The organism is Streptomyces sp. NPDC007164, assembly GCF_040634135.1.
Classification (GTDB): Bacteria; Actinomycetota; Actinomycetes; order Streptomycetales; family Streptomycetaceae; genus Streptomyces; species Streptomyces sanglieri.
Window position 1 is genome coordinate 34410 of sequence record NZ_JBEYFB010000034.1, and the last position, 25751, is coordinate 60160.

Here is a 25751-nt window from a genome sequence, read left to right on the forward strand (position 1 = left end):
GGATCCGCCTACTGCGCCGGTTCCTCGGCCGGAACCGCCGCCTCGCGGGCCGCATCCGGACCCTGTTCGAGCAGTACGGCGAAGCCGTCCTCGTCCAGCACCGACACCTTCAGCTGCATGGCCTTTTCGTACTTCGAACCGGGGTTGTCACCGACGACCACGAAGGAGGTCTTCTTCGAAACGGAACCTGTCACCTTCGCGCCGCGGCTCTGGAGCGCCTCTTTCGCGCCATCCCTGGTGTGGCCGGCCAGCGTGCCGGTGACGACGACGGTGAGTCCTTCGAGCGGACGCGGCCCCTCGTCCTCCCCCGCACCCTCGTTCTCCATCCGGACCCCGGCCTCGCGCCACTTGCGCAGGATCTCCCGGTGCCAGTCCTCGGCGAACCACTGCTTCACCGACGCGGCGATGATGGGGCCGACCCCGTCGGCGTCGGACAGCTCCTGCTCGGTGGCCTCGTCGATCCGGTCGATGGAACGGAACTGACGGGCCAGCTCCGCGGCGGCGACCGGGCCGACATGGCGGATGGAGAGCCCGGTGAGGATCCGCGCCAGCGGGGCTTCCTTGGCCGCGGCGATGGCGTCGAGCATGGCGACGGCGTTCTTCCTCGGCTCGCCCTGCTGGTTGGCGAAGACCCAGGCGGTCTTCTCCTCGCCGGTCTTCGGGTCGCGCTTGGGCAGCCCGCTGTCCTGGTCCAGGACGTAGGCCCGGATCGGCAGCAGCTCCTCGACGGTCAGCCCGAACAGATCGCCCTCGTCGCGCAGCGGCGGCTCGGCGGGCTCCAGCGGCTTGGTGAGGGCGGCGGCGGCGACATAGCCGAAGTGGTCGATGTCCAGACACTTGCGGCCCGCGAGATAGGCGAGCCGCTCCCGCAACTGGGCGGGGCAGGAGCGTGCGTTGGGACAGCGGACGTCGATGTCGGCCTCCTTCATGGGCCGCAGCTCCGTACCGCACTCCGGGCACTCGGTGGGCATGACGAACGCCCGCTCGGTGCCGTCACGGAGGTCGACGACCGGGCCGAGGATCTCCGGGATCACGTCGCCCGCCTTGCGGAGCACCACCGTGTCCCCGATGAGGACACCCTTCGCCTTCACCACGTTCTGGTTGTGCAGGGTGGCGAACTCCACCTCGGAGCCCGCCACTTCGACCGGCTCGACCTGCGCGTACGGCGTGACCCGGCCGGTCCGGCCGACGCCGACCCTGATGTTGACCAGCTTGGTGTTGACCTCCTCCGGGGCGTACTTCCAGGCGATCGCCCAGCGCGGGGCGCGGGAGGTGGAGCCGAGCCGGCCCTGGAGCGGGATCTCGTCGAGCTTGACGACGACGCCGTCGATCTCGTGCTCCACGGAGTGCCGGTTCTCACCGAAGTACCTGATGAACTCCCGTACTCCGTCGAGGGAATCCACCACCTTGTTGTACTTGGCGGTGGGCAGGCCCCATTCGTGCAGCAGCTCGTAGGCGTGCGAGAGGCAGTCGATGTCGAAGCCCTCGCGGGCGCCGATGCCGTGCACCACCATGTGCAGCGGGCGGGTGGCGGTGACCTTCGGGTCCTTCTGGCGCAGTGAACCGGCCGCCGCGTTGCGCGGGTTGGCGAACGGCTTGTCGTCGGCCTCGACGAGCCGGGCGTTGAGCTCCTCGAAGGCTTCCATCGGGAAGAAGACCTCGCCGCGGATCTCGACCAGCGCCGGGATCCGGTCGCCCTTCAGCCGGTGCGGGATCTCGGCGATCGTACGGATGTTGGGGGTGATGTCCTCGCCGGTGCGGCCGTCGCCGCGGGTGGCGGCCCGGGTCAGCCGCCCGTGCTCATAGGTGAGGTTGACCGCCAGTCCGTCGACCTTCGGCTCGCACAGGAAGTGGTAGTCGGTGGTGCCGACGTCCCGGGCGATCCGCTCGCCCCAGGCGGCCAGCTCCAGATCGTCGAAGGCGTTGTCCAGCGAGAGCATCCGCTCGCGGTGCTCGACGGAGGTGAATTCCGTCCGGTACGGGCCCGCGACCTTCTGGGTCGGCGAATCCGGGGTACGCAGCTGCGGATACGTGTCCTCCAGCGCCTCCAGCTCGCGCATCAGCCGGTCGAACTCGGCGTCGCTGACGACCGGCTGGTCGCTCACGTAGTACCGGAAGCGGTGCTCCTCGATCTGCTCGGCGAGCAGCGCGTGCTGCTCCTGGGCCTGTGCGGGCACCGTCGTCTGCTGTTCGCCGGCCATCGTCTCGTCCTCCCGTTACCCGTTGCCCCGTTACTCAGGGTTGTCTGCGAGCGATCTCGCGGCCCGGACGCAGTGGGCGAGCGCGGCGCGCGCGTACGCGGGCGAGGCACCCGCGAGCCCGCACGACGGGGTGATCACCACGGACTCCGTCAGAGTCCCCGGATTCAGCCCCAGCCTGCGCCACAACGTCCTGACACCCATGACGCTACCGCCCGGGTCCGACAATCCGCCCGAGGCCGGGTCGGTACCCGGCACCACTCCGAGGAGGAGCTGGGTGCCGCCCTCGACGGCTTCCCCGATCGCCTCCTCCTCACGCTCGGTGAGCAGCGAGAAATCGAACGAGATGCCGCCGGCCCCGGCCCGGCGCAGCAGCGCGAACGGCACCTCGGGCGCGCAGGTGTGAACGAGTGTCGTCCCGTCCCCGGCCGCCGCCAGGACATCGCGCAGGGTGCCCTCGACGACCTGGCGGTCCACGGCCCGGTAGGTGCGGTAGCCGCTGGCCGTCGTGACCCGCCCGCGCAGTACGGCGGTCAGGGACGGCTCGTCGAGCTGGAGGATCACTTCGGCACCGGGCACCCGGCGCCGCACCTCCGCGAGGTGGGCGCGCAGCCCCTCCGCGAGTGAGCCCGCCAGGTCGCGGCAGGCGCCCGGGTCGCCGAGCGCGGCCTCGCCGCCCCGCCGCTCCAGTGCGGCGGCCAGCGTCCAGGGGCCGACGGCCTGGACCTTGAGCGGCCCCTCGTACCCCTGGGTGAACTCCTCCAGGGCGTCGAGGTCCTCGCCGAGCCAGGACCTGGCCCGGCGGGTGTCGCGGCCGGGCCGGTCGCTGATCCGCCAGCCGCTGGGCTCGACGTGTCCGTACAGGTCGACGAGCAGCCCGATGGTCCGCCCGATCATGTCCGCGCCGGGCCCCCGGGCGGGCAGCTCCGCCAGATATGGCAGGCCCTCGCCGCCCGCGAAGGAGCCGGTGACGGTCTTCGCCGCCTCCCGCGCGTCTCCCCCGGGCATGGACCCGATCCCGGTGGCCGGGCAACCGCTGAACTCGCTCTTGTCGCTCACACGGGAAGCCTAAGGGCTGCTCCGTAACCCCTGGGTGTCAGCGGCCGGGGCGCACCGTCAGGTCGTTGACCTCGGCGTCTCGCGGCAGGTCGACGGCCATCAGGATCGTGGTGGCCACCGACTCCGGGTCGATCCAGCGGGAGGGGTCGTACTCCTTGCCCTCCTGCCGGTGCACCTTGGCCTGCATGGGGCTGGCGGTGCGCCCGGGGTAGACGGAGGTCACGCGGACGCCGTTCGCGTGCTCCTCCTGACGAAGCGAGTCGGCGAGGGCCTTCAGACCGTGCTTGCTCGCGGCGTACGCGCTCCACTCGGCGTGTGCGGCGAGGCCGGCGCCCGAGTTCACGAAGAGCACATGCCCCTGGGCGACGCGCAGCAGCGGCAGGAAGAGCCGGGTCAGCTCGGCGGGCGCGACCAGGTTGGCGTTGAGCTGGACGTGCCAGGCCTTGGGCGTGAGGTCACCGACCCGGCCGAGCTCGACCACTCCCGCGATGTGCAGCAGCGAGTCGATCCGGTCCGGCATCGCCTGCTGGGCGAGCGCCCACGACAACCGGTCCGGGTTGGAGAGATCGCCGACGAGCGTACGGGCGCCGGGGTGGAGCCCGGCCAGTTCCTTGGCACGGCCCGCGTCGCGGGCCAGCAGCACGGTCTCGTCACCGCGCTCCAGCAGACGGCGGGTGACGGCGGCTCCGATGCCGGAACCGGCACCGGTGATGACATGAGTGGGCATGCCCTCATGATCGCACCCCGCCGTCCCGTCACCGCAGGCCGGACCACTCCTCCAGGTAGGCCAGCGCGCCCACGCCGTCCTTGGCGAAGAACACCAGGTCGGTCAGCGGAACGGGCAGGAAGCCCTCGTCCTCCATGCGCTGGAACTGCTGGCGCAGCCCGTCGTAGAAGCCCGCCGTGTTGAGCAGGACGACCGGCTTGTCGTGCTTGCCGTGCTTCTTCAGCTCCAGGATCTCGGTCGCCTCGTCGAGCGTCCCGGTGCCGCCCACCATGATCACGACCGAGTCGGCCTTCTCCAGGAGCAGTGCCTTGCGCTCGGCCAGATCGCGCGCGATCACCATCTCGTCCGCGTCGGCCCGTGCCTTTGCCGCCAGGAAGTCGACGGACACCCCCACCAGCCGCCCGCCCGACTCCTGGACCCCGTCGGCGACGACCTTCATCAGGCCGCTCTCCGAGCCTCCCCAGACCAGGGTGTGTCCGCCCTTGCCGAGCAGCTCGGCGAATTCGCGGGCGGGCCGGGTGTAGCGCTCGTCGAGGTCGGCGGCGGAGAGAAATACGCAGATCTTCATGGACCAACCGTAAGGGCCACCACCGACAGGTCCCCGCAACCGGTGGAAAACCGGCTGCCCTAGGGAGTCGGGGAAGAATCCGGTCCGCGAAACGGCTGACCTCTGTATGACTACGTCACCAGGACACTGCATCACGGTCGAGCCCGGCACCGAGCATGTACGTGTGGTCCGCGACGGGCAGGTGCTCGCAGAGAGCCGGCGCCCGCTCGTCCTGCGCGAGACGGGCTGTCCGGTCCGCTACTACCTGCCGCCCGAGGACGTCCGTACCGAACTCCTCACGACCTCGGACACCCGAACCCACTGCCCGTTCAAGGGAGATGCCTCTTACTGGTCGCTCCCGGACGCCGCGGATCTCGTCTGGGCCTACCCGGAGCCGAAGCCCGAAGTCAGCGCGATCAAGGATCACTTCTGCTTCTACAACACCGAGACGGTCTCCGACTGATCATCAAGAAGCCTGTCTGACCTGGGGTTTCGAAGAACTTCAAAAAAACTTCGGCAGAAGCGATGAGTTTCTCCGGGCCCGGCGGTCCACCCTCGCATGGACAAGATTCTCTCCCGCGACGGCACCATGATCGCGTACCGGCGGCGCGGTGAAGGCCCGCCGGTGATCCTGGTCGGCGGCTCGCTGGGCATGGCGGCCACCGAGGCGCCGCTGGCGCGTCTGCTCGCGCCGCACTTCCATGTCGTCACGTACGACAGGCGCGGCCGCGGCTCCAGCGGCGACAGCATGCCGTACGCGGTGGAGCGCGAGATCGAGGACCTGGCCGCACTCGTCACCGCGGTGGGCGGCCGGGCCTCCGTCTTCGGCATGGGCGCCGGCGGTGCGCTGGCCCTGGAGGCACAGGCCGCCGGGCTCCCCGTCGACCTGCTGGCGGTGTACGAACCGCCGTACACGCCGGGCCCGTCGGGCCTCCAGTACAAGGCGTGCTGCACCTCCCGGCTGCACCGGCTGCTGTCCACCGGGGACCGCGCGGGGGCCGTCGAGCTGTTCCTGTCCGTGACGGGCGTGCCGGCCGACATGATCGCCCGGATGCGCCGCGCCCCGCTGTGGAGCGACCTGCTGGCGATGGCCCACACCCTCGCGTACGACGACGCGATCCTCGGCAACGGCGCGATCCCGGCCGCCCGCTTCGCCTCCGTCACGGCCCGCACCCTGGTGATCGGCGGCGGCTCCAGTCCCACCCCGGCCCGCCAGGCCACCCGAGCCCTCGCGGAGACCCTCCCCCGCGCCCGCCACCGCACCCTGACGGGCCAGACCCGCGACCTGGCCCCGCAGGCGGTGGCCCCGGTGCTGGCCGAATTCTTCGCAAGAACCGTCCCGCTGCGTCAGGCGTCCTGAGCCCACGTCCCGTCCCGCGCGGTCACGCCCGTACAGGGGTCGGACGTGGCCGCACGGGGCGCCGCAAAGGCATCCGTGGCTCAGGCGCCGAGCGCGAACCCGACCAAGGCGGTCCTGCCGCCCGGTCCGAGCCCCCTTCCCTTGTGGCGCACTCGCCCCATCGGTCCGCGACGAGTCCGAGGATGACCATGTTCCTGCCGGGCTTCGGCGTGGGGGGAAGCAACGGGCGGCGCGGTCAGACCTCGGGCAGGTCCGGGCTCATCTCCCAGACACCGGTCCGGAGTACCGGGTGCCGTCACTGGAGCCGCACGGCGGCCGGCGCCTCGGTGTGCCGTACGTAGCCGGTGGTCAGCTCGGACGGCGCACAAGGGACCGGCGTGGCTCCGGAGGTCGCCCGGGTCAGCCGGACGTTGTCGCCGCCGCCGTCTCGCGTCGCGCCGTCGTCGCGATCGTCGCCGAGCCGACCACGCGGGTGCCGTCGTACAGGACGACCGCCTGGCCGGGGGCCACGCCCCGTACCGGATCGGTGAAGGTGACGTTCAGGGTGCCGTCGACGAGTTCCGCCGTGACCTCGGTCTCGCCGCCGTGGGCGCGGAGCTGGGCGGTGTAGGTGCCGGGGGCGGAGGGGGCGGTGCCGCACCAGCGGGGCTTGATGGCGGTGAGGGCGGTGACGTCGAGGGACTCGGCCGGGCCGACCGTCACCGTGTTGTTCACCGGGGAGATGTCCAGGACGTAGCGCGGCTTGCCGTCGGGGGCGGGGTGGCCGATGCGCAGGCCCTTGCGCTGGCCGATGGTGAAGCCGAAGGCGCCCTCGTGGGTGCCGACCTTCGTGCCCGACTCGTCGACGATGTCGCCCTCGGCGGTGCCGAGGCGGCTCGCCAGGAAGCCCTGGGTGTCGCCGTCGGCGATGAAGCAGATGTCGTGGCTGTCGGGCTTCTTGGCGACGGCGAGGCCACGGCGCTCGGCCTCGGCGCGGATCTCGTCCTTGGTGGTGAGGGTGTCGCCGAGCGGGAACATGGCATGGGCGAGCTGCTTCTCGTCCAGGACGCCTAGGACGTACGACTGGTCCTTGGCCATGTCGGAGGCGCGGTGCAGCTCGCGGCTGCCGTCCTCGTTGAGGACGACGGTGGCGTAGTGGCCGGTGCAGACCGCGTCGAAACCGAGCGCGAGGGCCTTGTCGAGGAGCGCGGCGAACTTGATCTTCTCGTTGCAGCGCAGGCACGGGTTGGGGGTGCGCCCCGCCTCGTACTCCGCGATGAAGTCGTCCACGACGTCCTCGCGGAAGCGTTCCGCCAGGTCCCAGACGTAGAACGGGATGCCGATCACGTCCGCGGCCCGGCGGGCGTCGCGGGAGTCCTCGATCGTGCAACAGCCGCGCGCCCCGGTACGGAAGGACTGCGGGTTCGCGGAGAGGGCGAGGTGCACACCGGTCACGTCGTGGCCCGCCTCGGCGGCGCGGGCCGCCGCGACGGCGGAGTCGACACCGCCCGACATGGCGGCGAGCACACGGAGGGGGCGCTGGGAAGTCTCAGTCATAGCTCCACCAGGGTACGGGGCTCCGGGAACCGAACGCTCGCGGATAAGCGTTGTGGATCACATGGGGACCAAGGGGACACCGGGCGCCAAGAGCTCCGGGGGCGCGAAGCCCGGGCGCGGCATCAGTCGGCGCGGGCTGCTGATCGGCGCCGCGGTCACGGCCGTGGGCACCGCGGCGCTGGCGCGGGAGCAGTTGGAGCACGCCTGGTGGCGGCTGCCCGGGGTGGAGAAGCCCCGGAAGCCCGGTGAGGTGGATTTCGCGCGGGCCCAGTGGATAGCGGCCTCCTCGGCGAACTGGCGGCGGGCCGACCGCCCCGACGACTATACGATCGACCGGGTCGTCATCCATGTCACCCAGGGCAGCTACCAGAGCGCGGTGAAGGTCTTCCAGGACCCGGGACACGGGGCGGCGGCGCACTACGTGGTGCGCAAGGACGGTCATGTGACGCAGATGATCCGTGAGCTGGACGTGGCGTTCCACGCGGGGAACAGGTCGTACAACGAGCGCAGCGTGGGGATAGAGCACGAGGGCTTCGTGGACCGGCCGCAGGACTTCACGGCCGCGATGTACGGGGCCTCGGCGCGGCTCACGGCGGCGATCTGCGGGCGGTACGGGATGCCGGTGGACCGGGAGCACATCATCGGGCATGTGGAGGTGCCGGGCACGGACCACACCGATCCGGGCAAGCACTGGGACTGGGACCGGTATCTGAAGCTGGTCCGGGCGGCGGACAAGGAGATGACCGCCGGGCACAAGCGGTGACCGCGGGGCCCGTCCGGTCGCGTCACCGAACGGGCCCGGGACGGCCATGGGGCCGGGGGGGCAGGCGTACGTGCCCGGGAGGCAGGCATGCGTGCAGGATGCCGGCGTACGGGCCCGGGAGGCCGACGTACGGGCCCGGGAGGCCGCGGGGGCCGGAGGCAGACGTGCGGGCCCGGGGTACGGACCTGAGCTCAGGTGAGTCCTGCCGTGCGTGCCCGCTCCACCGCCGGACCGATCGCGCGGGCCACCTCGTCGATGTCCTGCTTGGTGGACGTGTGGCCGAGCGAGAAGCGCAGGGTGCCGCGGGCCAGGTCCGGATCGGTGCCGGTGGCCAGCAGTACGTGGCTGGGCTGGGCGATCCCGGCGGTGCACGCGGAGCCGGTGGAGCATTCGATGCCCTGGGCGTCCAGCAGCAGGAGCAGGGAGTCGCCCTCGCAGCCGGGGAAGGTGAAGTGGGCGTTGGCGGGGAGCCGGCCACCCGGGGCCGGGTCCCCGCCGAGGACGGCGTCGGGCACGGCCGCCAGCACGGCCGCGGCCAGTTCGTCGCGGAGCCCGCCGATCTCGCGGGCGAACTCCTCGCGCCCGTCGGCGGCCAGCCGCCCGGCCAGGGCGAAGGCGGCGACGGCCGGCACATCGAGGGTGCCCGAGCGGACGTGCCGCTCCTGGCCACCGCCGTGGAGCACGGGTACGGGGGTGTGTTCGCGGCCGAGCAGCAGCGCGCCGATGCCGAAGGGACCGCCGATCTTGTGCCCGCTGACCGTCATCGCGGCCAGCCCGGACCGGGCGAAGTCGACCTCCAGCTGCCCGAACGCCTGCACCGCGTCCGCATGCATCGGTACGTCGAACTCACGGGCCACGGCGGCCAGTTCACGTACCGGCATGATGGTGCCGATCTCGTTGTTGGCCCACATCACGGTGACCAGCGCGACGTCGTCGGGGTCACGGAGGACCGCCTCGCGCAGTACGTCCGGGTGGACGCGCCCGTGGCGGTCGACGGGGAGGTATTCGACGTTCGCGCCCTCGTGTTCGGCGAGCCAGTCGACGGCGTCCAGCACCGCGTGGTGCTCGACCGGGCTGGCCAGGACGCGCGTGCGGCGGGGGTCGGCGTCGCGGCGGGACCAGTACAGGCCCTTCACGGCGAGGTTGTCGGCCTCGGTGCCGCCGGAGGTGAAGACCACCTCGCTGGGGCGTGCGCCGAGGGCGTCGGCGAGGGTCTCTCTCGACTCCTCGACGGTACGGCGGGCCCGGCGCCCGGCGGCGTGCAGTGAGGACGCGTTACCGGTGACGGCGAGCTGGGCGGTCATCGCCTCGATCGCTTCCGGAAGCATCGGCGTGGTCGCGGCGTGGTCGAGGTAAGCCATGGTGGGCTCGATTCTACGAGCCCGCGGCGGGGCGTACGGCGGGCGCATGGTGCCCCGGCACCCGCGCACGGCCGGGTGCCGTCTTCCCCGCCCCGTTCCCGGGCCCGTCCGGGCGGGCAGTGCGCCGGGCTCCGCGCCCGGTTCAGCCGGCGAAGTTCCGGGCGACGAGGCCGTTGCCGGTGACGAGGAGGGGCCGCTCGGCCCCGGTGATTCCGCCGGTACGCGCGGTGGGGCGCGCCGTGTCGTTTTGGCGACATGTCGCAAGCACGGCACGGAAAAGGCTGGTGCGGCCGATCAGTGGGGCCCCAGTCTTGTGCCGCACCGCGTGTCCATTTCCTTGCCTTCTGGAAAGGTTCCGATGCACAGACGGTATCGCTCTGCCGCCGTACTGGTGGCAGGAGTCCTCATCGCCACCCTGGCCCCCATCTCCTCCGGCGCGAGCGCCGCCCCGGCGCCCGCCTCCGTCGGCCCGAACTCCGCCGGCCGTCCCCAGGTCAGCTCCGTCACGCTCGTGACCGGTGACCGGGTGCGGCTGGAGACCTTCCCCGGCGGCCGGAAGGCCGTCTCCGTCGAGCCGGCCCCGGGCGCTTCGCAGGCCGACTTCAGCCAGTTGGAGATCGACAAGCAGCTGTACGTGCTGCCCCGCGCCGCACTCCCGTACATCGCCTCCGGCAAACTGGACCGGCAGCTGTTCAACATCACCTCCCTGGTCAAGCAGGGTTATGACGACGCCCACACCTCCGCCATCCCGCTGATCGCCCGCTACACCGGCGGCACGAACCCCACGTCCAAGGGGGCGCCCAGCGGTTCGCGCAAGGGCCTGGTCATCAAGAGCCTGCGCGGCTCGGCACTGAAGGCGGACAAGAAGCAGGCCGGGCGCTTCTGGAAGGCCATCGACGACGACGCGCTCGCCAAGAGCGGCGCCGAGGGCGGCGCGAAGAACGCTTCCAGGAACTCTTCCCTCAAGAACGCGGCCTTCGAGGGCGGCGTCGAGAAGCTGTGGCTGGACGCGAAGGTCCACGCCTCCCTCGAGCGCAGCACCGCGCAGATCGGTGCGCCCGAGGCGTGGCGGGCCGGCTACGACGGACACGGCGCGACCGTCGCCGTCCTGGACACCGGCGTCGACGCCACCCACCCCGACCTGGCCGGAAAACTCGGCGAAGTACGCAACTTCACCGACGAATCCACCGCGAACGACGGCCACGGCCACGGCACCCACGTCGCCTCCACCATCGCCGGCAGCGGCACCGCGTCGGGCGGCTCGCGCAAGGGCGTGGCACCGGGGGCACGGCTGCTGATCGGCAAGGTGCTCGACGACAACGGCTCCGGCTCGTACTCCGCCATCATGGGCGGCATGGACTGGGCCGCCCGCTCGGGCGCCGACATCGTCAGCATGAGCCTGGGCGGCCAGCCCACCGACGGCACGGACGTACTCAGCCTCGTCCTCGACGGCCTCAGCGAGGAGACCGGCACCCTCTTCGTCGTCGCGGCGGGCAACACGGGCTCCGACTACTCGGTGGGCTCCCCGGGCGCCGCGGAGCGCGCGCTGACCGTGGGCGCCGTCGACCGCGACGACAAGCTGGCCCCCTTCTCCAGCCGCGGCCCGCGCGTCGGGGACAACGGCGTCAAGCCCGACCTCACCGCCCCCGGCGTCGGCATCGTCGCCGCCCGCGCGGCCGGCACGTCCATGGGCGACCCGGTGGACGCGGCCTACACCGCCGCGTCGGGTACGTCCATGGCGACCCCGCACGTGGCGGGCGCGGCAGCGATCCTGGCCGGGCGCCACCCCGACTGGAGCGCCCAGCAGCTCAAGGACGCGTTGATGAGCACGACGCGTACCGCCCCCGACCAGACGGTCTACGAACAGGGCACCGGCCGGGTGGACGTGGCCCGCTCGGTGCGCCAGCAGGTGCGCGCCACCGGCACCACCACCTTCGGCGCCCTGGCACCGGATTCCGGCCCGCGGCAGGTGAGCGTCACCTACACCAACGACGGCGACGCGCCCGTGTCGCTCACCCTGGACACCACCTTCGACAAGCTCTACGGCTCCCCGGCCCCGGCAGGCGCCATAGGCACCCCCGCACAGGTCACCGTGGACGCCCACGGCACCACCGACGTGACCGTGACCCTCGACGCGCCCGCGCTGCCGGAGGGCGTCTACAGCGGCCGCCTCACCGCCACCTCGGCCGACGGGCAGGCCATCGCGCACACCGTTCTCTCCGCGGTGAAGGACCCGGTCACGCACAAGGTCACCGTGCGCGGCATCGACCGCGCCGGGCAGCCGGCGACCATCTTCCCGCTGATCCTGCTGGGTCCCACGGGCCGCTTCGATGTCGTCCAGGAGGTGCCGGCGGGGAAGAGCCTGACGGTGGACATGCCCGAGGGCATGTACTACCTGCACGGCGTCATCACGCAGCACACGGAGGACAACGTCACCAACAGCCTGGTGGTCAACCCCCACCTGCGGGTGGGCGGCGCCACGGAGCTGGTGCTCGACGCACGCAAGGCGGTCCCCGTGAAGATCCAGACCCCCAAGCGGGCCGAGCAGCGGGGCCCGCTGGTCTTCTCCACCCACTGGAAAAAGGGCGACCGGGAGTTCGCCAGCTTCTTCACCAGCGGACACAGCGGCGGACAGCTCCTCTACGTCACGCCCACCGAGGAGTTCACCGAGGGAACCTTCGAGTTCTCCTCCCGCTGGCAGCTGACCGCACCGATGCTCCGCGCACGCGCGCTCTCCGCCACCGCCGCGGCCGGTGTCCCCGTCCGTCTGCTCCACAACTCCCCCGCCGTGGAGGGCGTGCGGCGCTTGCGGGTGGTGGACGCCGGTCACGGACGCCCCGAGGACTACGCGGCGCTGCGCGCACGGGGCATGGACGTCCGCGGAGCGGCGGTGCTCGTGGAACTGGAAGGGGTGGAGTACGACGAGGCGGTGGCCTCGGCCGCCCGGGCCGGAGCCGCGGCCGCCGTCACCACCGCCGGCGGCAACAGGTACGCCGCCGCGACCTGGCAGCCGGTGGGCCGGCGGCTGCCCGCGATCGGGCTGTACGCCTCCCACGCCGCCGCGCAGCGGCTGCGCGCGCCGGGCACCGTGCTGGAGTTGAAGGGGACCCCGGAAAGCCCCTACCTCTACGACGTCGTGCAGGTCTCCGAACAGCGCGTCCCCGAGCACGTGGTCCACAAGGTCGGGCCGAAGAACACGGCCACCGTGGTCTCGCGCTATCCAGACACGGGCGGGGCGCGCTACGTCGCGGAGGACCGGCTGTCCTGGCGTCCGTGGGAGGGGGAGGATGTGCAACTCTCCATTCGGGCCCGGTACGTCCGCACCGGGCAGGCGCGGACGGAGTACGTGAGCGGTCCCGCCGACACCCGGTGGCTGCACTGGGTCAACCCCCGCAACACCTGGGCGATCCAGGCGGCGGGGACCGGCATGATCGGCCCCCTGCGCGCCTACCGGCCCGGTGAGCACGCCACGGAGAGCTGGTACGCCGCCGTGGTGCGCCCGGCGATCCCCCGGGGTGTCGAAGGGCTCGCCCACCGCAAGGGCGACAAGCTGACCATAGGGATCCCCGAGTTCACCGACACCGCCTCCGGCCACTACGGCTACGCCCTGCCCCGCCAGGACGCCAACACCCCCTACCCCGACGAAACCCGGGCCGTACTGCGTCGCGACGGCGAGATCCTCGCCGAAGGCCCCCGGGCGTGGGGCGTCTTCCCCGCGGGCGGGGACGACGGCCGCTACCAGTTGGACCTGGACGTGAAGCGCACCAGCCCCGAGGGCACCCTCTCGCGGGCCACCAGCACCCGCTGGTCGTTCACGGCCCCCCGCCCGGCCGAGGGCGAGGAGTCCCTGCTCCCCCTCCTCCAGCTCGACTACGACGTGGCCACCGACCTCCGGGGCTCCGCCCCTGACTCCGGGTCCTTCGGCTTCGGAGTGAGCGCCCGCCACCAGGACGGTCTGACGGGCCGTTCCGTGAAGGGCATGGAGGTGTCCGTCTCGTACGACGACGGCGAGCACTGGCAGGCGGCGAGGACTTCCGCCCGGGGCGACGGTGCCTACCGTGTCCGGGTCACCCACCCCTCGACCGCCCGCACCAGCGGGTACGTCACGCTGCGGGTCCGCGCCTGGGACGACGCGGGCAACGAGGTGACGCAGGAGATCGAGCGGGCGTACGCGCTGAGGTAGTACGCGGGATCCGGAAGCCGCGACCGGCCCCGGTCGCGGCTTCCGTGCATCCTTGCCGGTAGGTCTAGGACAGCCAGTCGCGCCGCGCCGCCTGCCACACCAGCTGCGTACGCGTCGTCGCGCCCGCCCGCTGCATCAGCGCGGTGATCCGGCGCTGCACCGTGCGGTGGCTGACACGCAGCTGGGTGGCGATCGCCTTGTCCGTCACGCCCGCGACGACCAGGGAGAGCAGATAGCGCTCGTCGTCGGCGAGGCTGCCGCCCGGTTCCATGCCGCCGGCGAAGTCGGCCAGCTCGCCCGCCTCCGTGACGTGCAGCGGGGTCCCCGCCGCCCACTGGATGTCGAACAGGGCGACGAGGGCGTCCAGGAGAGTGCTGCTGCGGATGATCGCGGCGGTCGGCTCGCCGCGGGCGCCGGTCGTGCTGCCCGGCATCAGCGGGCAGACGGCGACGGAGCTGTCGACGATAACCATGCGCACGGGAAGTGTGCTGGTGGCACGGGCCACTTCACCGGCCCGGATGCCCTGGGCGACGTTGTCGACCATGCCGGGCTGTTCCAGGCAGGCCCGTTCGTAGATCGCCTCGTAGCGGATGCCCTGGGCGAGCAGTTCGAACTCCTCGTCGTTGTCCTGGGCGCGCAGCGCCACGGGATCGGCCTTGCAGAACCACCGCAGGTCACTGCGGGCCCCGTAGGCGAGTTGGCGCAGCTGCTGACGGATGGCGCCGGCCCCGGTGATCACCTCGACCAATTGACCGGCGTCATGGCGTCGGCCGCCCGCCCGGTACTCCTCGGCCAGCTGTTCCACTCCACGCCGCGCCCACTCCAGCGCTTCCTGGCCGCGCGCCAGCAGAGGCTGCAGCGCCACGTCCGGCGGGACGGGTACGTACCGCATGTCGCCGTCGCCCGGCAGCCGCCCGACCAGGCCTTTGTCATGCAGGGAGGACAGAAGCGACGCCGCCTCGCGTTCCCGGATGCGGAGCCGTTGGACGATCTCGTCCACACCCGCACCTCGTACCTCCACCAGGTGGCGGTAGACCCGCTCCTCCGCCGCCCCGATCCCCGCTATCTCCAGCACGCGCCCTCTCCCTCCCCGCAGCCCACCCCGGACGGACGCCCACTGTGCCATCCATGATCGAAATCGAACAGGATGCGGGATGCCCTGCCGGACGGTCGGAAGACACCACGGTTTCCGCGAGCCCGGGGCGGGGCGTACGGCGGGCGCCCGGCGTCTTGGGACCGGGCACCGCGGCGGGGGACCGCTCCGCCCGGTTCAGCCGCCGAAGTTCCAGGCGACGACGCCGTTTCCGGTGACCAGGCAGGCCAGCACCACGAGGTCGGCGATGCCCAGCGCCAGACCGAGGAAGGCGCGGCCGCGGCGGGAAGTGGAACGGACGAGGGCCATGACCGCCATGACGATCGCGGCCGGGCCGAGCAGGATGTTCATCACCAGCAGACCGACGAGCCCGAGTACGAACGAGGCGACGGCCAGCCCGTCGGCGTCCCGGGTCCGGGCGCTGCGGCTGCGGCTGTCCGTCCGGGTCTCCGCGGCGGTCACAGGCTCGGGTCCGGCCTCGGTGCCGATTTCGGGGCCGGTGGTCTCGGGTCCGGCTTCGGCCTTGGTTTCGGGGCCGGTTTCGGTGAGTGTCATGGTGCGGGCTCCTTCGAATCGGAGATCGAATCGGAGATCCAGTCGGAGATCCAGTCGTCGACGGGGCGGGGATCACCGCGAACGGCGCTGCGCGCCGGCCCGTTCCCGTACGGCGAAGATCAGCAGCCAGCAGCCGATCGCGGCGGCCAGCACGAGGGACAGCGGCACCGGAATCTGGGCCACCGCTCCGAGTACGACCCCGAGCAGGAGCAGGGCGACGACGAGGACGATCATGTTCAGCCTTTCCGCGGGCTCTCCATGAGCATTTGAGAGTACGACTGTTCACTGACTTGTCAGTCTAGACCCGTTCGCCACTTCCCCGCCCCGGAGAACAGTTGTTTACTGAATGGCATGAGTCACACCGTCGGCGTCCGACAGACCCAGAAGCTGAGAACCCGTCAGGCACTGCTGGATGCCGCACTCGGACTGCTGGAGCACCAGAGCCTCAGCAGCCTCGGGCTGCGCGAGGTGACCCGGGCCGCGGGCGTCGCGCCCACCGCCTTCTACCGGCACTTCGACGACACCGCGGCGCTCGGGGTGGCACTGGTCGAGGAGGCGCTGGGCAGCCTGCACGGAATGATCGGCGCGACCCTCGCCGAGACCGGTGACAGCGAGGAACGCCTGGACCGCAGCATCGAACTGATCATGCGTCATGTCGGCGAGCAGCCCGCCCACTTCCGCTTCATCGCCCGTGAGCAGCACGGCGGCGTCGGCCCGGTTCGCGAGGCCATAGCGGCCCAACTGCGGCGGTTCGCCCAGGAGGTGGCGGCGGCGCTCGCCGAGGAGCCGCAGTCCCGGGGCTGGAGCGACGAGGATCTGCTGATGCTCGGCGGCCTCTACGTCGACCACATGGTGATCACCGCGTCGGCGCTGCTGGACGCGGGGCCGGAGGGCGAGCGGGAGGTGGCCGGGGTGGCCCGCCGCCGGCTGAGACTGGTCACCCTCGGCAGGCTGCACTGGCTGGACGACGTCGGCGGGGCCGATGCCCTTTAGAGCCTCGCGTACCGATCAGGGCGCACCCGCCTGCCCGTACAGCGCCACGACCGCCGCCGCGTGGCGGGCGAGGACGTCCCGTGCCTCGGGCGGCGAGAGCACTTCCACGTTCGGGCCGAAGGAGAGCAGGGCACGGGCCCACTCGACCGAGCCGACGGCCAGTTCGGCCCGCAGCCACTCCCCGAGCCCCTCACCCGCCTCGGGCGCCTCCGGCCGCGGCTCCCCCGTCAGCGCACCGGCGTGCAGGCGTACGAACAGGTCGAGCCGGGAGCGGTGCACGCGCACCCGCAGCCGCACCCGCCCCGGCCGTTCCTCGACCTTTCTGCGCAGGGCGTCCCACAGGTCCGCGAGCTCCACCCCGGGCCGGCGCACGACCGCTTCGTCCACGAGGGTGGCGCGCCGCACCCGGTCGGCCCGGAAGAGCTGGGGCGCCCCGTCCCGGTCCGCCACCAGGTACCAGACGCCCGCCTTCACGACGAGGCCGTACGGATCGACGGTGTAGGTGCGCGGGGTGCTCGTACCGCTGTGGCGGTAGTTCAGCCGCAGCCGCCGGTCGGCGAGGACGGCGTCGTGGAGTTCGGCCACATCGACGGCCGGCTGCGGGCCGCTCATCCAGCGCACCGGGTCGACCAGGATCCGTCTGCTGGTCAGTTCGGCGGCGGGCCGGTGCGGTTCGGGCAGGGCCGCCATCACCTTGCGCAGCGCGGAGCCGAGCGCCTCGTCGAGGCCGAGCGCGGCATGGGCGCCCTCGGCGGCGAGGACGAAGAGGGCGCGCGCCTCGTCGGCGGTCAGCCCGGTGACATCGGTGCGGAACCCGGGCAGCAGCGCGATGCCGCCGTGCCGCCCGCGCTCGGCGTAGACCGGGACACCGGAGGCGGAGAGCGCCTCGATGTCGCGGTAGATGGTGCGTACGGAGACTTCGAGGCGCTCGGCCAGCTCGGTGGCGGGCACCAGACCGCGGGTCTGGAGCAGCAGGAGGATCGAGAGCAGCCGGTGGGATTTCACCTCACCAGCCTCCCCCGGCCACTGCCCCTTCCCGCCCCCGGCCGTCAGGAGCGCGGTGCGCGTGCCAGCTGGCGGGACTGGGCCACCAGCCGGTCCGCGCTGTCCCAGACCTCCGCGTCCTCCTCCAGGAAGCCGCCCGCGAGGTTGCGGGTGGTGATGGAGACGCGCAGCGGGCCGGGGGCCGGGCGGCAGCGGATGTGGGTGGTGAGCTCGATGGTGGGCGTCCAGCCCTTGAGACCCAGCTCGAACGAGGTGGGCGGCAGCGCGTCGACGGTGAGCAGCAGCGAGAGCGGGTCGGCGTCGCGGCCGTCCGAGAGGCCGAACCAGCCGCGCATCTCGCCCTTGCCGGAGGGTGCGCCGACGGCCCAGCCGACCGTCGCCGGGTCGAGCTTGATGTCGAGCCGTCCGGTGATGGCGGAGCTGCCGGGGATCGGGGCGGGTCCGTCGCCCGGACCCAGGCAGTACTCCATCGGCGGGATGGCCGGCGGCTTCGCCGACGTACGGACCTCGTCGGACAGGCCGTCCAGGTCGCCGTAGGTGGCGATGACCCGGATGCGCTCGACCTCCGTGCCGTCCTCCGCGAACTGGAAGAGGGAGGCCTGGCCGGTGGAGAGGGTGCGGCCGGTACGGACGGTCTGGGTCCGGATCACCGCCGGGCCGGGGACGGAAGCGGTGAGGTAGTGCGCCGATACGGAGAAGGGGTCCGGGTGCGGCAGCGCCTGGCCGAGTGCGCGGCCCAGCGTGGCCAGCAGGTATCCGCCGTTGACGGCGTGGATGATCGTCCATCCGGCGGAGAGTTCGGCGTCATAGACGCCGTCCTCGCGAAGGGTGACGGCGGTGTCGCGGTCGAACTCGCTGTCCCCGATGGTCGCCTGTCCGGTCCGCGCCGCCTGCTCTGCTGCCTGTGCCATGCGATGCACCGTACACCGATTGTATTACTGAGCGGTAGCTTTTTTTGCTGGGATCGCAGTCCCGGCTCAGGTGGTCGCCGAGCCCTCCTCGGCCGATGCGGACTTCCGGTTGTAGGCGCGCGGTGCCCGCCAGTGGTAGCGCATCGCCAGCAGTCGCAGCGCGAAGGCGACGATCACGGCGGTGCCGCTGGTGAACGCGTTGAGGATGTCGAAGCGGATGCAGAGGACGATCATCGTGGCGCCGACGATGGCGGGCACCGCGTACAGGTCGCGGTCCCAGCGCAGCAGCGAGGGCACCTCGTTGGCCAGTACGTCACGCAGCACACCGCCGCCGACCGCGGTGGCGAGGCCGAGGGCCGCCGACGCGGTGAGCCCCAGGCCGTAGTCGTACGCCTTGACCGTGCCCGTGACGCAGAACAGCCCGAGGCCCGCCGCGTCGAAGACATTGACGCCGACCTGGATCCGCTCGACGTGCGGGTGCATGAAGAACACCAGGACGGCGGCGAGGAGCGGGGTGGTGAAGTAGCCGAGATCCGTGAACGCCGCGGGCGGAACCGCCCCGATGACGATGTCACGGAACAGCCCTCCGCCCAGCGCGGTCACCTCGGCGAGCACCGCGATGCCGAAGACATCGAAGTTCTTGCGTACGGCGAGCAGAGCGCCGGAGATCGCGAAGACGAAGATTCCGACGATGTCGAGCGCATGCTGGACGGAGGGCGTGAACAGTTCGTTGAGCACCGGGCAATTGTGCCGGTACTACTCCTTCGTGCTGTCCTCCGGCGTATCGGGCGAGGCTGCGCCACCCTCCGCCTCGGCGGCCTCGGCGGTCGCGACTGACTCCGCGGTCTCCACCGCCTCCGCTGCCTCCGCTGCCTCCGGCTTCTGCACGTCGACGATCTGGATCGCCTCGCGCGCCGCCGCGGTCACCGTCTCGCCGGGCACCTGGTCGGGCGCGTTCTCCGGGTGGTGGCAGGCCACCTGGTGCCCGGTCTTCAGCGCGGCCAGCGGCGGTTCCTGCGTCTTGCAGACCTCCGTCGCCTTCCAGCACCGGGTGTGGAAGCGGCAGCCGCTGGGCGGCGAGATCGGCGAGGGCACGTCGCCCTTGAGCAGGATCCGCTCGCTCTTGACCGACCGGCGCTTGGGGTCCGGGATCGGGACCGCCGAGAGCAGCGCCTTCGTGTACGGGTGCATCGGCGCCCTGTAGAGCGACTCGCGGTCGGCCAGCTCCACGATCTTGCCGAGGTACATCACCGCGATCCGGTCCGAGACGTGCCGGACCACCGACAGGTCATGGGCGATGATCACGTACGTGAGGCCCAGCTCGCTCTGGAGGTCGTCGAGCAGGTTCACCACCTGCGCCTGGATCGACACGTCCAGCGCCGACACCGGCTCGTCCGCCACGACCATCTTGGGGTTGAGCGCCAGGGCGCGGGCGATCCCGATGCGCTGGCGCTGGCCGCCGGAGAACTCGTGCGGATAGCGGTTGTAGTGCTCGGGGTTCAGGCCCACGACCTCCAGCAGCCGCTGCACCTCCTTGCGCACGCCGCCGTCGGGCGTGACGCCCTGCAGCTTGAAGGGGGCGCCCACGATCGTGCCGATCGTGTGCCGCGGGTTCAGCGAGGAGTACGGGTCCTGGAAGATCATCTGCATGTCCCGGCGCATCGGGCGCATGGCGCCCACGCCGAGGTGCGTGATGTCCCTCCCCTCGAACTCGATCTTTCCCGCGGTGGGTTCGAGCAGCCGGGTGATCAGCCGGCCCATCGTCGACTTGCCGCAGCCGGACTCGCCGACGACGCCCAGGGTCTCGCCCGAGCGCACCTCGAAGTCGATCCCGTCGACGGCCTTCACGGCACCGGCGTTGCGCTGCAGCATCCCCTTCTTGATGGGGAAGTGCTTCTGCAGCCCGGTCACCCTGAGCAGCACCTCGCGGGAGGCGGTGTCACCGGCCGACCTCTGCGCCGGAACGTCGACGCCCTTGTCCTCGCTCGTCACGGCCTTGTCCTCGCTCACAGCTTGGGCGCAATCTCTTCGGTCCAGATACGCTCCCGCTGCTCCGGCGACATGTGGCAGGCCGCCCAGTGCCGGCCGCCGACCTCCTGGAGCTCGGGCCGTACGGTGCGGGTGACGTCGTCCTTGGGCACGTCCGCGTACGGGCAGCGCGGGTTGAAGGCGCAGCCCGACGGGATGTTGATGAGCGACGGCGGGGAACCCTTGACCGGGATGAGCCGGTCGGTCTGGTCGCGGTCGAGGCGCGGCATCGAGCCCAGCAGGCCCCAGGTGTAGGGGTGCCGGGGCTCGTAGAACACCTTCTCGGCCGGTCCGCGCTCCACGCAGCGCCCGCCGTACATCACCAGGATGTCGTCGGCGAGCTCGGCCACGACGCCCAGGTCGTGGGTGATGATGATGACCGCGGAGCCGAACTCCTTCTGCAGGTCCCGGATCAGGTCGAGGATCTGTGCCTGGACGGTGACGTCCAGCGCGGTCGTCGGCTCGTCGGCGATCAGCAGCTCGGGGTTGTTGACCAGCGACATGGCGATCATCGCGCGCTGGCGCATGCCGCCGGAGAACTCGTGCGGGTAGCTGTCGACGCGCTTGTCGGGCTGCGGGATGCCGACCCGGTCGAGCATCTCGATGGCCCGCTTGCGGGCGGTCTTCTTGTCGACGCTGTGGTGGACCCGGTACGCCTCCACGATCTGCTTGCCGATCGTGTAGTACGGGTGCAGCGCGGACAGCGGGTCCTGGAAGATCATGGCCATGTCGCGGCCGCGCAGCTTGCGCACCTCGTCGGGGTCGGCGGACAGCAGCTCCTTGCCGTCCAGCCAGATCTCGCCGGAGACCTGCGCCTTGCGCTTGCCGTACTGGCCCGTGGTGTGCAGGCCCATGATGCCCAGCGAGGTGACGGACTTGCCGGAGCCGGACTCGCCGACGATCCCGAGGGTCTTGCCCTTCTCCAGCTGGAAGTTGAGCCCGTCGACGGACTTGACCAGGCCGTCGTCGGTCGGGAAGTGCACCTTGAGGTCGCGCACTTCGAGGAAGGCGGTGGGAGCGGGCGAGCCGGCCGGGGAGGGTTCGCCCAGCGCGGCACCGCTCTTGTGCAGTTCGGTCATCCCAGCCTCACTCGCGGGTCGATGACGGCGTACATGATGTCGACGACGAGGTTGGCGACGGCGATCGCGAGAGCCGCGAACAGGGTGACGCCGAGAATCACCGGCAGGTCCTTGTTGCTGATCGCCTGGACCGCGGCGAGCCCGAGCCCGGGCAGGTTGAACGTGGACTCGGTGAGGACGGCGCCACCGAGGAGCACGCCGATGTCCAGACCGAAGACGGTGAGGATCGGCGTCATCGCGGAGCGCAGGGCGTGCCGGGTGATGACGGTGCCCTCGCCCAGGCCCTTGGCGCGGGCGGTGCGGATGTAGTCCTCGCCGAGCACTTCGAGCATGGTCGCTCTGGTGAGGCGGGCGTACATCGCGGCGTTCAGGAAGGCGAGCACGATCCACGGCAGGATCAGGCTCTGGAACCAGGTGCCGATGCCGTCGTCCGTGGAGAGGTTGTCGGCGATGTGGACCCAGCCGAAGTTGTGCACGAACAGGCCCATCGCGACCATGCCGGTGAAGAAGATCGGCAGCGAGACGCCGGCGAGCGCCGTGGTCATCGCGGCGCGGTCCCAGATCGTGCCGCGCCGGAGCGCGGACACCACACCGGTGGCGACACCGCCGAGGAGCCACAGCACGCAGGCACCGGCGGCGAGCGCGCCGGTCACGGGCAGCGCGTCCTTGAGGGTGGTCCAGACGGGTACCTCGGTGCGGAAGGAGTAGCCGAAGCAGGGCGCGGCGCAGTGGGTGACATCGGCACCGTTCGCGTAGTCGCGTCCCATCGGGATGCCCTTGACGAAGTCCCAGAACTGGACGAGGAGGGGGTCGTCGAGACCCAGTTTGATCCGGATGCCCTGGAGCTGCTCGACACCCGTGGCCTTGCCGGCGAAGAGGACTGCGACGTCCTGACCCGCCCACTTGGGCAGCATGAAGAAGATGGTGAACGTCGCGAGCAGTACGACGAGCACCATGATGACTACGGCGAACAGGCGCCGGATGAGATAAGCAAGCACTGTGTGCGGCCCGGCGGTGGCCGGGAACCCCTTGTGGGGGCTCCCGGCCACCGCCCCGGCCCTCACCTGCCCTTCGGACTGGCGGGTTTCGGCGGCGGTGGAACAGTCAACCGGGTTGACTGCGGATGCTGTTGACTACAGCGGCTACTTGACGACGCCGAGCGAGACGTAGTCGTAACGGCCGTTGTACGCGTCGGACATGTAGGCGTTCGTCAGACGGTCGCCGCGCCAGGTGATGTTCTTCTCGTAGATGAAGGGCATCCAGTCGGCCTGGTCGAGGATCCGCTTGTCGAGCGCCTTGTAGATCTCGCCGGCCTTGACCGGGTCGGTCTCCGCGATCGCGTTGTCGAAGAGCTTGTCGATCTGCGGGTCCTTGAGCTGGGACTCGTTGTAGTTACCGGTGTCCGAGAGGAACCGGCTGTCCCACAGCGGCTGGCCGAAGCCCTGGCCGGACGGGAAGTCCGGGCCCCAGCCGCTCATCGTCATGCCGTAGCCGCGCTTCTTCACGACGGACGGCGAGCCGGTGATGCTGGACGCCTCGGCGCCGTCGAGCGGGTCGACCTCGATCTTGATGCCGACCTTGCCGAGCTGCTCCTGGAGCGCCTCGGCGGTGTCGACCTCGCCCGGGTTGTTGTTGCGGGCGGTGAGCTTGGTGGAGAAGCCGGTCGGGTGACCGCACTGCTTCAGCTCGTCCTTGGCCTTGGCCAGGTCCGGCTTGCCCTTGCGGGCGAGGACACCGTACGGGTCGTAGTCGCTGTGACCCTTGATGGAGACCGGCAGGGTGCTGTTGGCGATCGCACCACCGGCGATCTCACCACCGCGGGTCTGCTGGAGACCGGCGAAGTCGGTGGCGTAGAAGACGGCCTTGCGGCAGTGGGCGTCGTCCAGCGGCTTCGCGGTGTGGACGAGCGCGACGTAGCGGACGAAGGACGTCTGCATGTTGTCGACGCTGGCCTTGTGGTCCTGGACGGCGGTGACGCGGCCGGACTGGGTCATGCCGGTGCCGTTGAGGTCGACGTCGTAGTCGCCCTCCATCAGCTTCTTGTCGTTCTCCTCCAGGTTGGCGGAGATCGTCACGGTGACCTTGTCCGGGAGCGCGGCGCGCAGCGGGTCGGAGGCCTTCTGCCACTTGTCGTTGCGGACGAGCACGATGCTCTTGCCCGGCTTGTACGACTCGAACTTGTACGGGCCGGAGGAGAACGGGCGCTGGGTGTACTTGGCGCCGTTGTCCTTGTCCGCCTTCACGGGCGTGCCGGACGGCATCGCGAGGAACTGCTCGAAGTCACCGTTGGGCTTGGGCAGCTTGAAGACGATGGTGTTGTCGTCGGGCGTCTCGATCGACTTGAGACCGAGCTTGTCCGCGGACTTGTCCTTGTAGGGGCCCTTGTACTCGCCCTTGGGGTCCAGCGTCTGCTTCAGGTACTGCGGGCCACCGGTGATGGTGTCCGTCGCCCAGATGCGCTCGATGCCGTACTTGACGTCCTTGGAGGTCAGCTTCGAGCCGTCCTCCCAGGTCAGGCCATCACGCAGCTTGTACGTGTAGGTCTTGCCGCCGTCCGTGATCTCACCGGGGCCGGTGGCCAGGTCGCCGACCAGCTTGGTGGAGCCCGCACCCGGCTTGGTGTCGTAGGTGACCAGCTGGCGGGTGTAGAAGCGCATGAAGTCCCAGGCCATGCCGTAGTAGGCACGCTGGGGGTCGGCGGAGTCGAGGTCCTGCTTGCCGACCATCTTCAGCGTTCCACCCGTTTTGGTGGACGGGTTGGCGACCTTGTTGAACGCCGCGTTGAAGCCGGCGCCCTTCGACTTGCCGCCGCCTTCGCTGTCGTCGCCGCCGCCGCACGCCGTGGTGGTCATCAGCGCCGCGACCACGAGGGCCGCACCAGCGGTGAGCCGTCGTTTCGAGGTAACTGTGGACATTTTCTCGTAACCTCCGAGATCGCGGTCCCAGGCCGTTGCTTGCCGGAGAACCATGGGAAAAGCCACCTGACGATGCGGCAGGGGCAAGTCGTGGGCTATCGGGTCCCCTTGGGGTCCAGGGCATCGCGCAGCCCGTCCCCGAAGAGGTTGAAGGCCAGCACGGTGATGAAGATCGTCACGCCGGGGAAGACCATGAACATCGGGTCGTGCTCGTACGTCTCCAGCGCGTCCCGCAGCATCCCGCCCCAGGAGGCGGTCGGCGGCCGGACACCGGCGCCCAGGAAGCTGAGAGCCGCCTCGGTGAGGATGTTGGTGGGGATCATCAGCGTCGCGTAGACGGTGATCGGCGCCACCAGGTTGGGCAGCAGCTCGCGGAAGAGGATGTGTGTCCGCCCGCCGCCGAGGCTGCGAGCCGCCTCCACGTACTCGCGCTCGCGCAGCGAGAGCGTCTGCCCGCGGACGATGCGTCCGACGTAGGGCCAGCCGAAGAAGCCGATGACGGCGACGAGTACGGCGATGCGCACGCCGCTGCCGGTGAGCCCGAGCAGGTCGTCGGGGAGGACCGAGACCAGGGAGATGATGAAGAGGAGCTGCGGGAAGGAAAGCAGCACGTCCATGACCCGGCTGATCACCGCGTCCACCCAGCCGCCGAAGTAGCCGGCGATGATCCCGAACAGGGTGCCGAGGGCGACGGCGACCAGGGCCGCCAGGAACGCCACGAGCAGCGAGATCCGGGCGCCGTAGACGATCCGGCTGAAGATGTCGCGCCCCTTGTTGGGCTCGACGCCGAACAGGTAGTCGCCGCTCACGCCGCCGAGGCTGCCCGTGGGGAGATTGGTCAGCGGGTCGAGCAGGTCCTGATGGAACTCGTTCGGCGGGTGCCCGAACAGGTTCACGATCAGCGGCGCGAAGACCGCCACCACGATCAGGACGAGGACAACGATGCCACCCGTCAGAGCAACCTTGTCCTGCTTCAGGCGGTTCCAGGCGATCTGCTTGAGCGACCGTCCCTCGACCTTCTTCACCCCGGAGTCGACTACGGGACCGCCGGCCGCGATCGGATCCGCTTCCTTGGTCGGCTCGTGCAGTGGTGCCGTCATCGTGGCAAGGACCCCTCTCAACCGGCGGTGGCCGGGCCGAACTGGCCGCTGTGGCGGCGCGATCAGTCAGTCGTACGCAGAGGCGGCAAGACGCCCTTGCTGCGGGAGTCTTCATTGCCGTTACGACTGGTAGCCATACCGACAGGCGAATGGATGCCTAACCGTGATGCGCTCTGGGGTGTTCCGTTATCCGGACGGATGTGAACGCCCGCCGAACACAGGTCAGTTGATACGGAAGGGGGGCATGCGCGCGGATTCACGACGCATTCACCATGAGTTGTGCCGAGCACGGAAATCTCGGACATGGGCGGCCCGATGGGCCACGGCGTGGATGAACA

22 protein-coding genes are annotated in these 25751 nt (G+C 70.7%); 5 read left to right on the forward strand and 17 right to left on the reverse strand.

Annotated features, from left to right (window positions below):
• Positions 1-8: 8 nt before the first annotated feature.
• The 4 genes from ligA to ABZ622_RS31020 are packed head-to-tail and all read right to left on the reverse strand — an operon-like array spanning position 9 to position 4552.
• On the reverse strand, positions 9-2201 hold the full coding sequence (gene ligA, locus ABZ622_RS31005; RefSeq protein WP_360548815.1) for an NAD-dependent DNA ligase LigA: 2193 nt from the start codon (positions 2199-2201) through the stop codon (positions 9-11).
• Between the two features lie 30 nt (positions 2202-2231).
• The gene (locus ABZ622_RS31010; RefSeq protein WP_360548817.1) at positions 2232-3257 is read right to left on the reverse strand and encodes a methionine synthase; all 1026 of its coding nucleotides are present in this window, start codon (positions 3255-3257) and stop codon (positions 2232-2234) included.
• A gap of 37 nt (positions 3258-3294) precedes the next feature.
• Positions 3295-3984, reverse strand: a complete 690-nt coding sequence (locus tag ABZ622_RS31015; protein WP_360548819.1) for an SDR family oxidoreductase — start codon at positions 3982-3984, stop codon at positions 3295-3297.
• A gap of 28 nt (positions 3985-4012) precedes the next feature.
• The gene (locus ABZ622_RS31020) at positions 4013-4552 is read right to left on the reverse strand and encodes a TIGR00730 family Rossman fold protein (protein WP_360548821.1); all 540 of its coding nucleotides are present in this window, start codon (positions 4550-4552) and stop codon (positions 4013-4015) included.
• 106 nt (positions 4553-4658) lie between these two features.
• Here ABZ622_RS31020 and ABZ622_RS31025 point away from each other — a divergent pair, with 106 nt between their 5' ends.
• Positions 4659-4994 (forward strand): DUF427 domain-containing protein, encoded by a 336-nt coding sequence (locus ABZ622_RS31025; protein ID WP_360548823.1) that lies wholly within the window; start codon positions 4659-4661, stop codon positions 4992-4994.
• A gap of 96 nt (positions 4995-5090) precedes the next feature.
• Positions 5091-5891 carry an alpha/beta hydrolase gene (locus ABZ622_RS31030; RefSeq protein ID WP_360548825.1) on the forward strand — a complete coding sequence of 267 codons (801 nt, stop codon included), beginning with the start codon at positions 5091-5093 and terminating at the stop codon, positions 5889-5891.
• Positions 5892-6290: 399 nt separating this feature from the next.
• Here ABZ622_RS31030 and mnmA read toward each other — a convergent pair whose 3' ends face one another.
• Positions 6291-7427 carry a tRNA 2-thiouridine(34) synthase MnmA gene (mnmA, locus tag ABZ622_RS31035; protein ID WP_360548827.1) on the reverse strand — a complete coding sequence of 379 codons (1137 nt, stop codon included), beginning with the start codon at positions 7425-7427 and terminating at the stop codon, positions 6291-6293.
• A 61-nt stretch (positions 7428-7488) separates the two neighbouring features.
• Between mnmA and ABZ622_RS31040 the strand changes: the two genes are divergently transcribed.
• Positions 7489-8190: an N-acetylmuramoyl-L-alanine amidase gene (locus ABZ622_RS31040; RefSeq protein ID WP_360548829.1), complete on the forward strand. Its 702-nt coding sequence runs from the start codon at positions 7489-7491 to the stop codon at positions 8188-8190.
• A gap of 191 nt (positions 8191-8381) precedes the next feature.
• Here the strand turns inward: ABZ622_RS31040 and ABZ622_RS31045 are convergent, their stop codons facing one another.
• Positions 8382-9551 (reverse strand): cysteine desulfurase family protein, encoded by a 1170-nt coding sequence (locus ABZ622_RS31045; RefSeq protein WP_360548831.1) that lies wholly within the window; start codon positions 9549-9551, stop codon positions 8382-8384.
• A 358-nt stretch (positions 9552-9909) separates the two neighbouring features.
• Here ABZ622_RS31045 and ABZ622_RS31050 point away from each other — a divergent pair, with 358 nt between their 5' ends.
• Entirely contained in the window at positions 9910-13734 is a 3825-nt protein-coding gene (locus ABZ622_RS31050) for a S8 family serine peptidase (protein ID WP_360548833.1), read from the forward strand.
• Between the two features lie 64 nt (positions 13735-13798).
• On the opposite strand, the gene ABZ622_RS31055 is transcribed toward ABZ622_RS31050, so the two are convergent.
• From ABZ622_RS31055 to ABZ622_RS31065, 3 genes are all read right to left on the reverse strand, one after another.
• The gene (locus ABZ622_RS31055) at positions 13799-14809 is read right to left on the reverse strand and encodes a helix-turn-helix domain-containing protein (protein ID WP_360548835.1); all 1011 of its coding nucleotides are present in this window, start codon (positions 14807-14809) and stop codon (positions 13799-13801) included.
• 195 nt (positions 14810-15004) lie between these two features.
• The gene (locus ABZ622_RS31060; protein ID WP_360548837.1) at positions 15005-15382 is read right to left on the reverse strand and encodes a DUF4190 domain-containing protein; all 378 of its coding nucleotides are present in this window, start codon (positions 15380-15382) and stop codon (positions 15005-15007) included.
• A gap of 72 nt (positions 15383-15454) precedes the next feature.
• Positions 15455-15616 (reverse strand): hypothetical protein, encoded by a 162-nt coding sequence (locus ABZ622_RS31065; protein ID WP_360548839.1) that lies wholly within the window; start codon positions 15614-15616, stop codon positions 15455-15457.
• Between the two features lie 117 nt (positions 15617-15733).
• Between ABZ622_RS31065 and ABZ622_RS31070 the strand changes: the two genes are divergently transcribed.
• Entirely contained in the window at positions 15734-16375 is a 642-nt protein-coding gene (locus tag ABZ622_RS31070; protein WP_360548841.1) for a TetR family transcriptional regulator, read from the forward strand.
• Positions 16376-16390: 15 nt separating this feature from the next.
• Here the strand turns inward: ABZ622_RS31070 and ABZ622_RS31075 are convergent, their stop codons facing one another.
• The 8 genes from ABZ622_RS31075 to ABZ622_RS31110 form a co-directional block, all read right to left on the reverse strand.
• On the reverse strand, positions 16391-17380 hold the full coding sequence (locus ABZ622_RS31075; RefSeq protein WP_360548843.1) for a YafY family protein: 990 nt from the start codon (positions 17378-17380) through the stop codon (positions 16391-16393).
• A 44-nt stretch (positions 17381-17424) separates the two neighbouring features.
• On the reverse strand, positions 17425-18291 hold the full coding sequence (locus tag ABZ622_RS31080; RefSeq protein WP_329589078.1) for a thioesterase family protein: 867 nt from the start codon (positions 18289-18291) through the stop codon (positions 17425-17427).
• A 66-nt stretch (positions 18292-18357) separates the two neighbouring features.
• On the reverse strand, positions 18358-19029 hold the full coding sequence (locus ABZ622_RS31085; protein WP_360548846.1) for a trimeric intracellular cation channel family protein: 672 nt from the start codon (positions 19027-19029) through the stop codon (positions 18358-18360).
• A gap of 18 nt (positions 19030-19047) precedes the next feature.
• The gene (locus ABZ622_RS31090) at positions 19048-20283 is read right to left on the reverse strand and encodes a dipeptide ABC transporter ATP-binding protein (RefSeq protein ID WP_360548848.1); all 1236 of its coding nucleotides are present in this window, start codon (positions 20281-20283) and stop codon (positions 19048-19050) included.
• Positions 20284-20297: 14 nt separating this feature from the next.
• On the reverse strand, positions 20298-21398 hold the full coding sequence (locus tag ABZ622_RS31095) for an ABC transporter ATP-binding protein (protein ID WP_266911859.1): 1101 nt from the start codon (positions 21396-21398) through the stop codon (positions 20298-20300).
• Positions 21395-22396: an ABC transporter permease gene (locus ABZ622_RS31100; protein WP_124717342.1), complete on the reverse strand. Its 1002-nt coding sequence runs from the start codon at positions 22394-22396 to the stop codon at positions 21395-21397. The genes ABZ622_RS31095 and ABZ622_RS31100 overlap by 4 nt, the downstream gene beginning before the upstream one ends.
• Before the next feature lie 144 nt (positions 22397-22540).
• On the reverse strand, positions 22541-24313 hold the full coding sequence (locus tag ABZ622_RS31105) for an ABC transporter substrate-binding protein (protein WP_360548850.1): 1773 nt from the start codon (positions 24311-24313) through the stop codon (positions 22541-22543).
• A 95-nt stretch (positions 24314-24408) separates the two neighbouring features.
• Positions 24409-25413 carry an ABC transporter permease gene (locus ABZ622_RS31110; RefSeq protein WP_124716258.1) on the reverse strand — a complete coding sequence of 335 codons (1005 nt, stop codon included), beginning with the start codon at positions 25411-25413 and terminating at the stop codon, positions 24409-24411.
• Positions 25414-25751 lie beyond the last annotated feature (338 nt).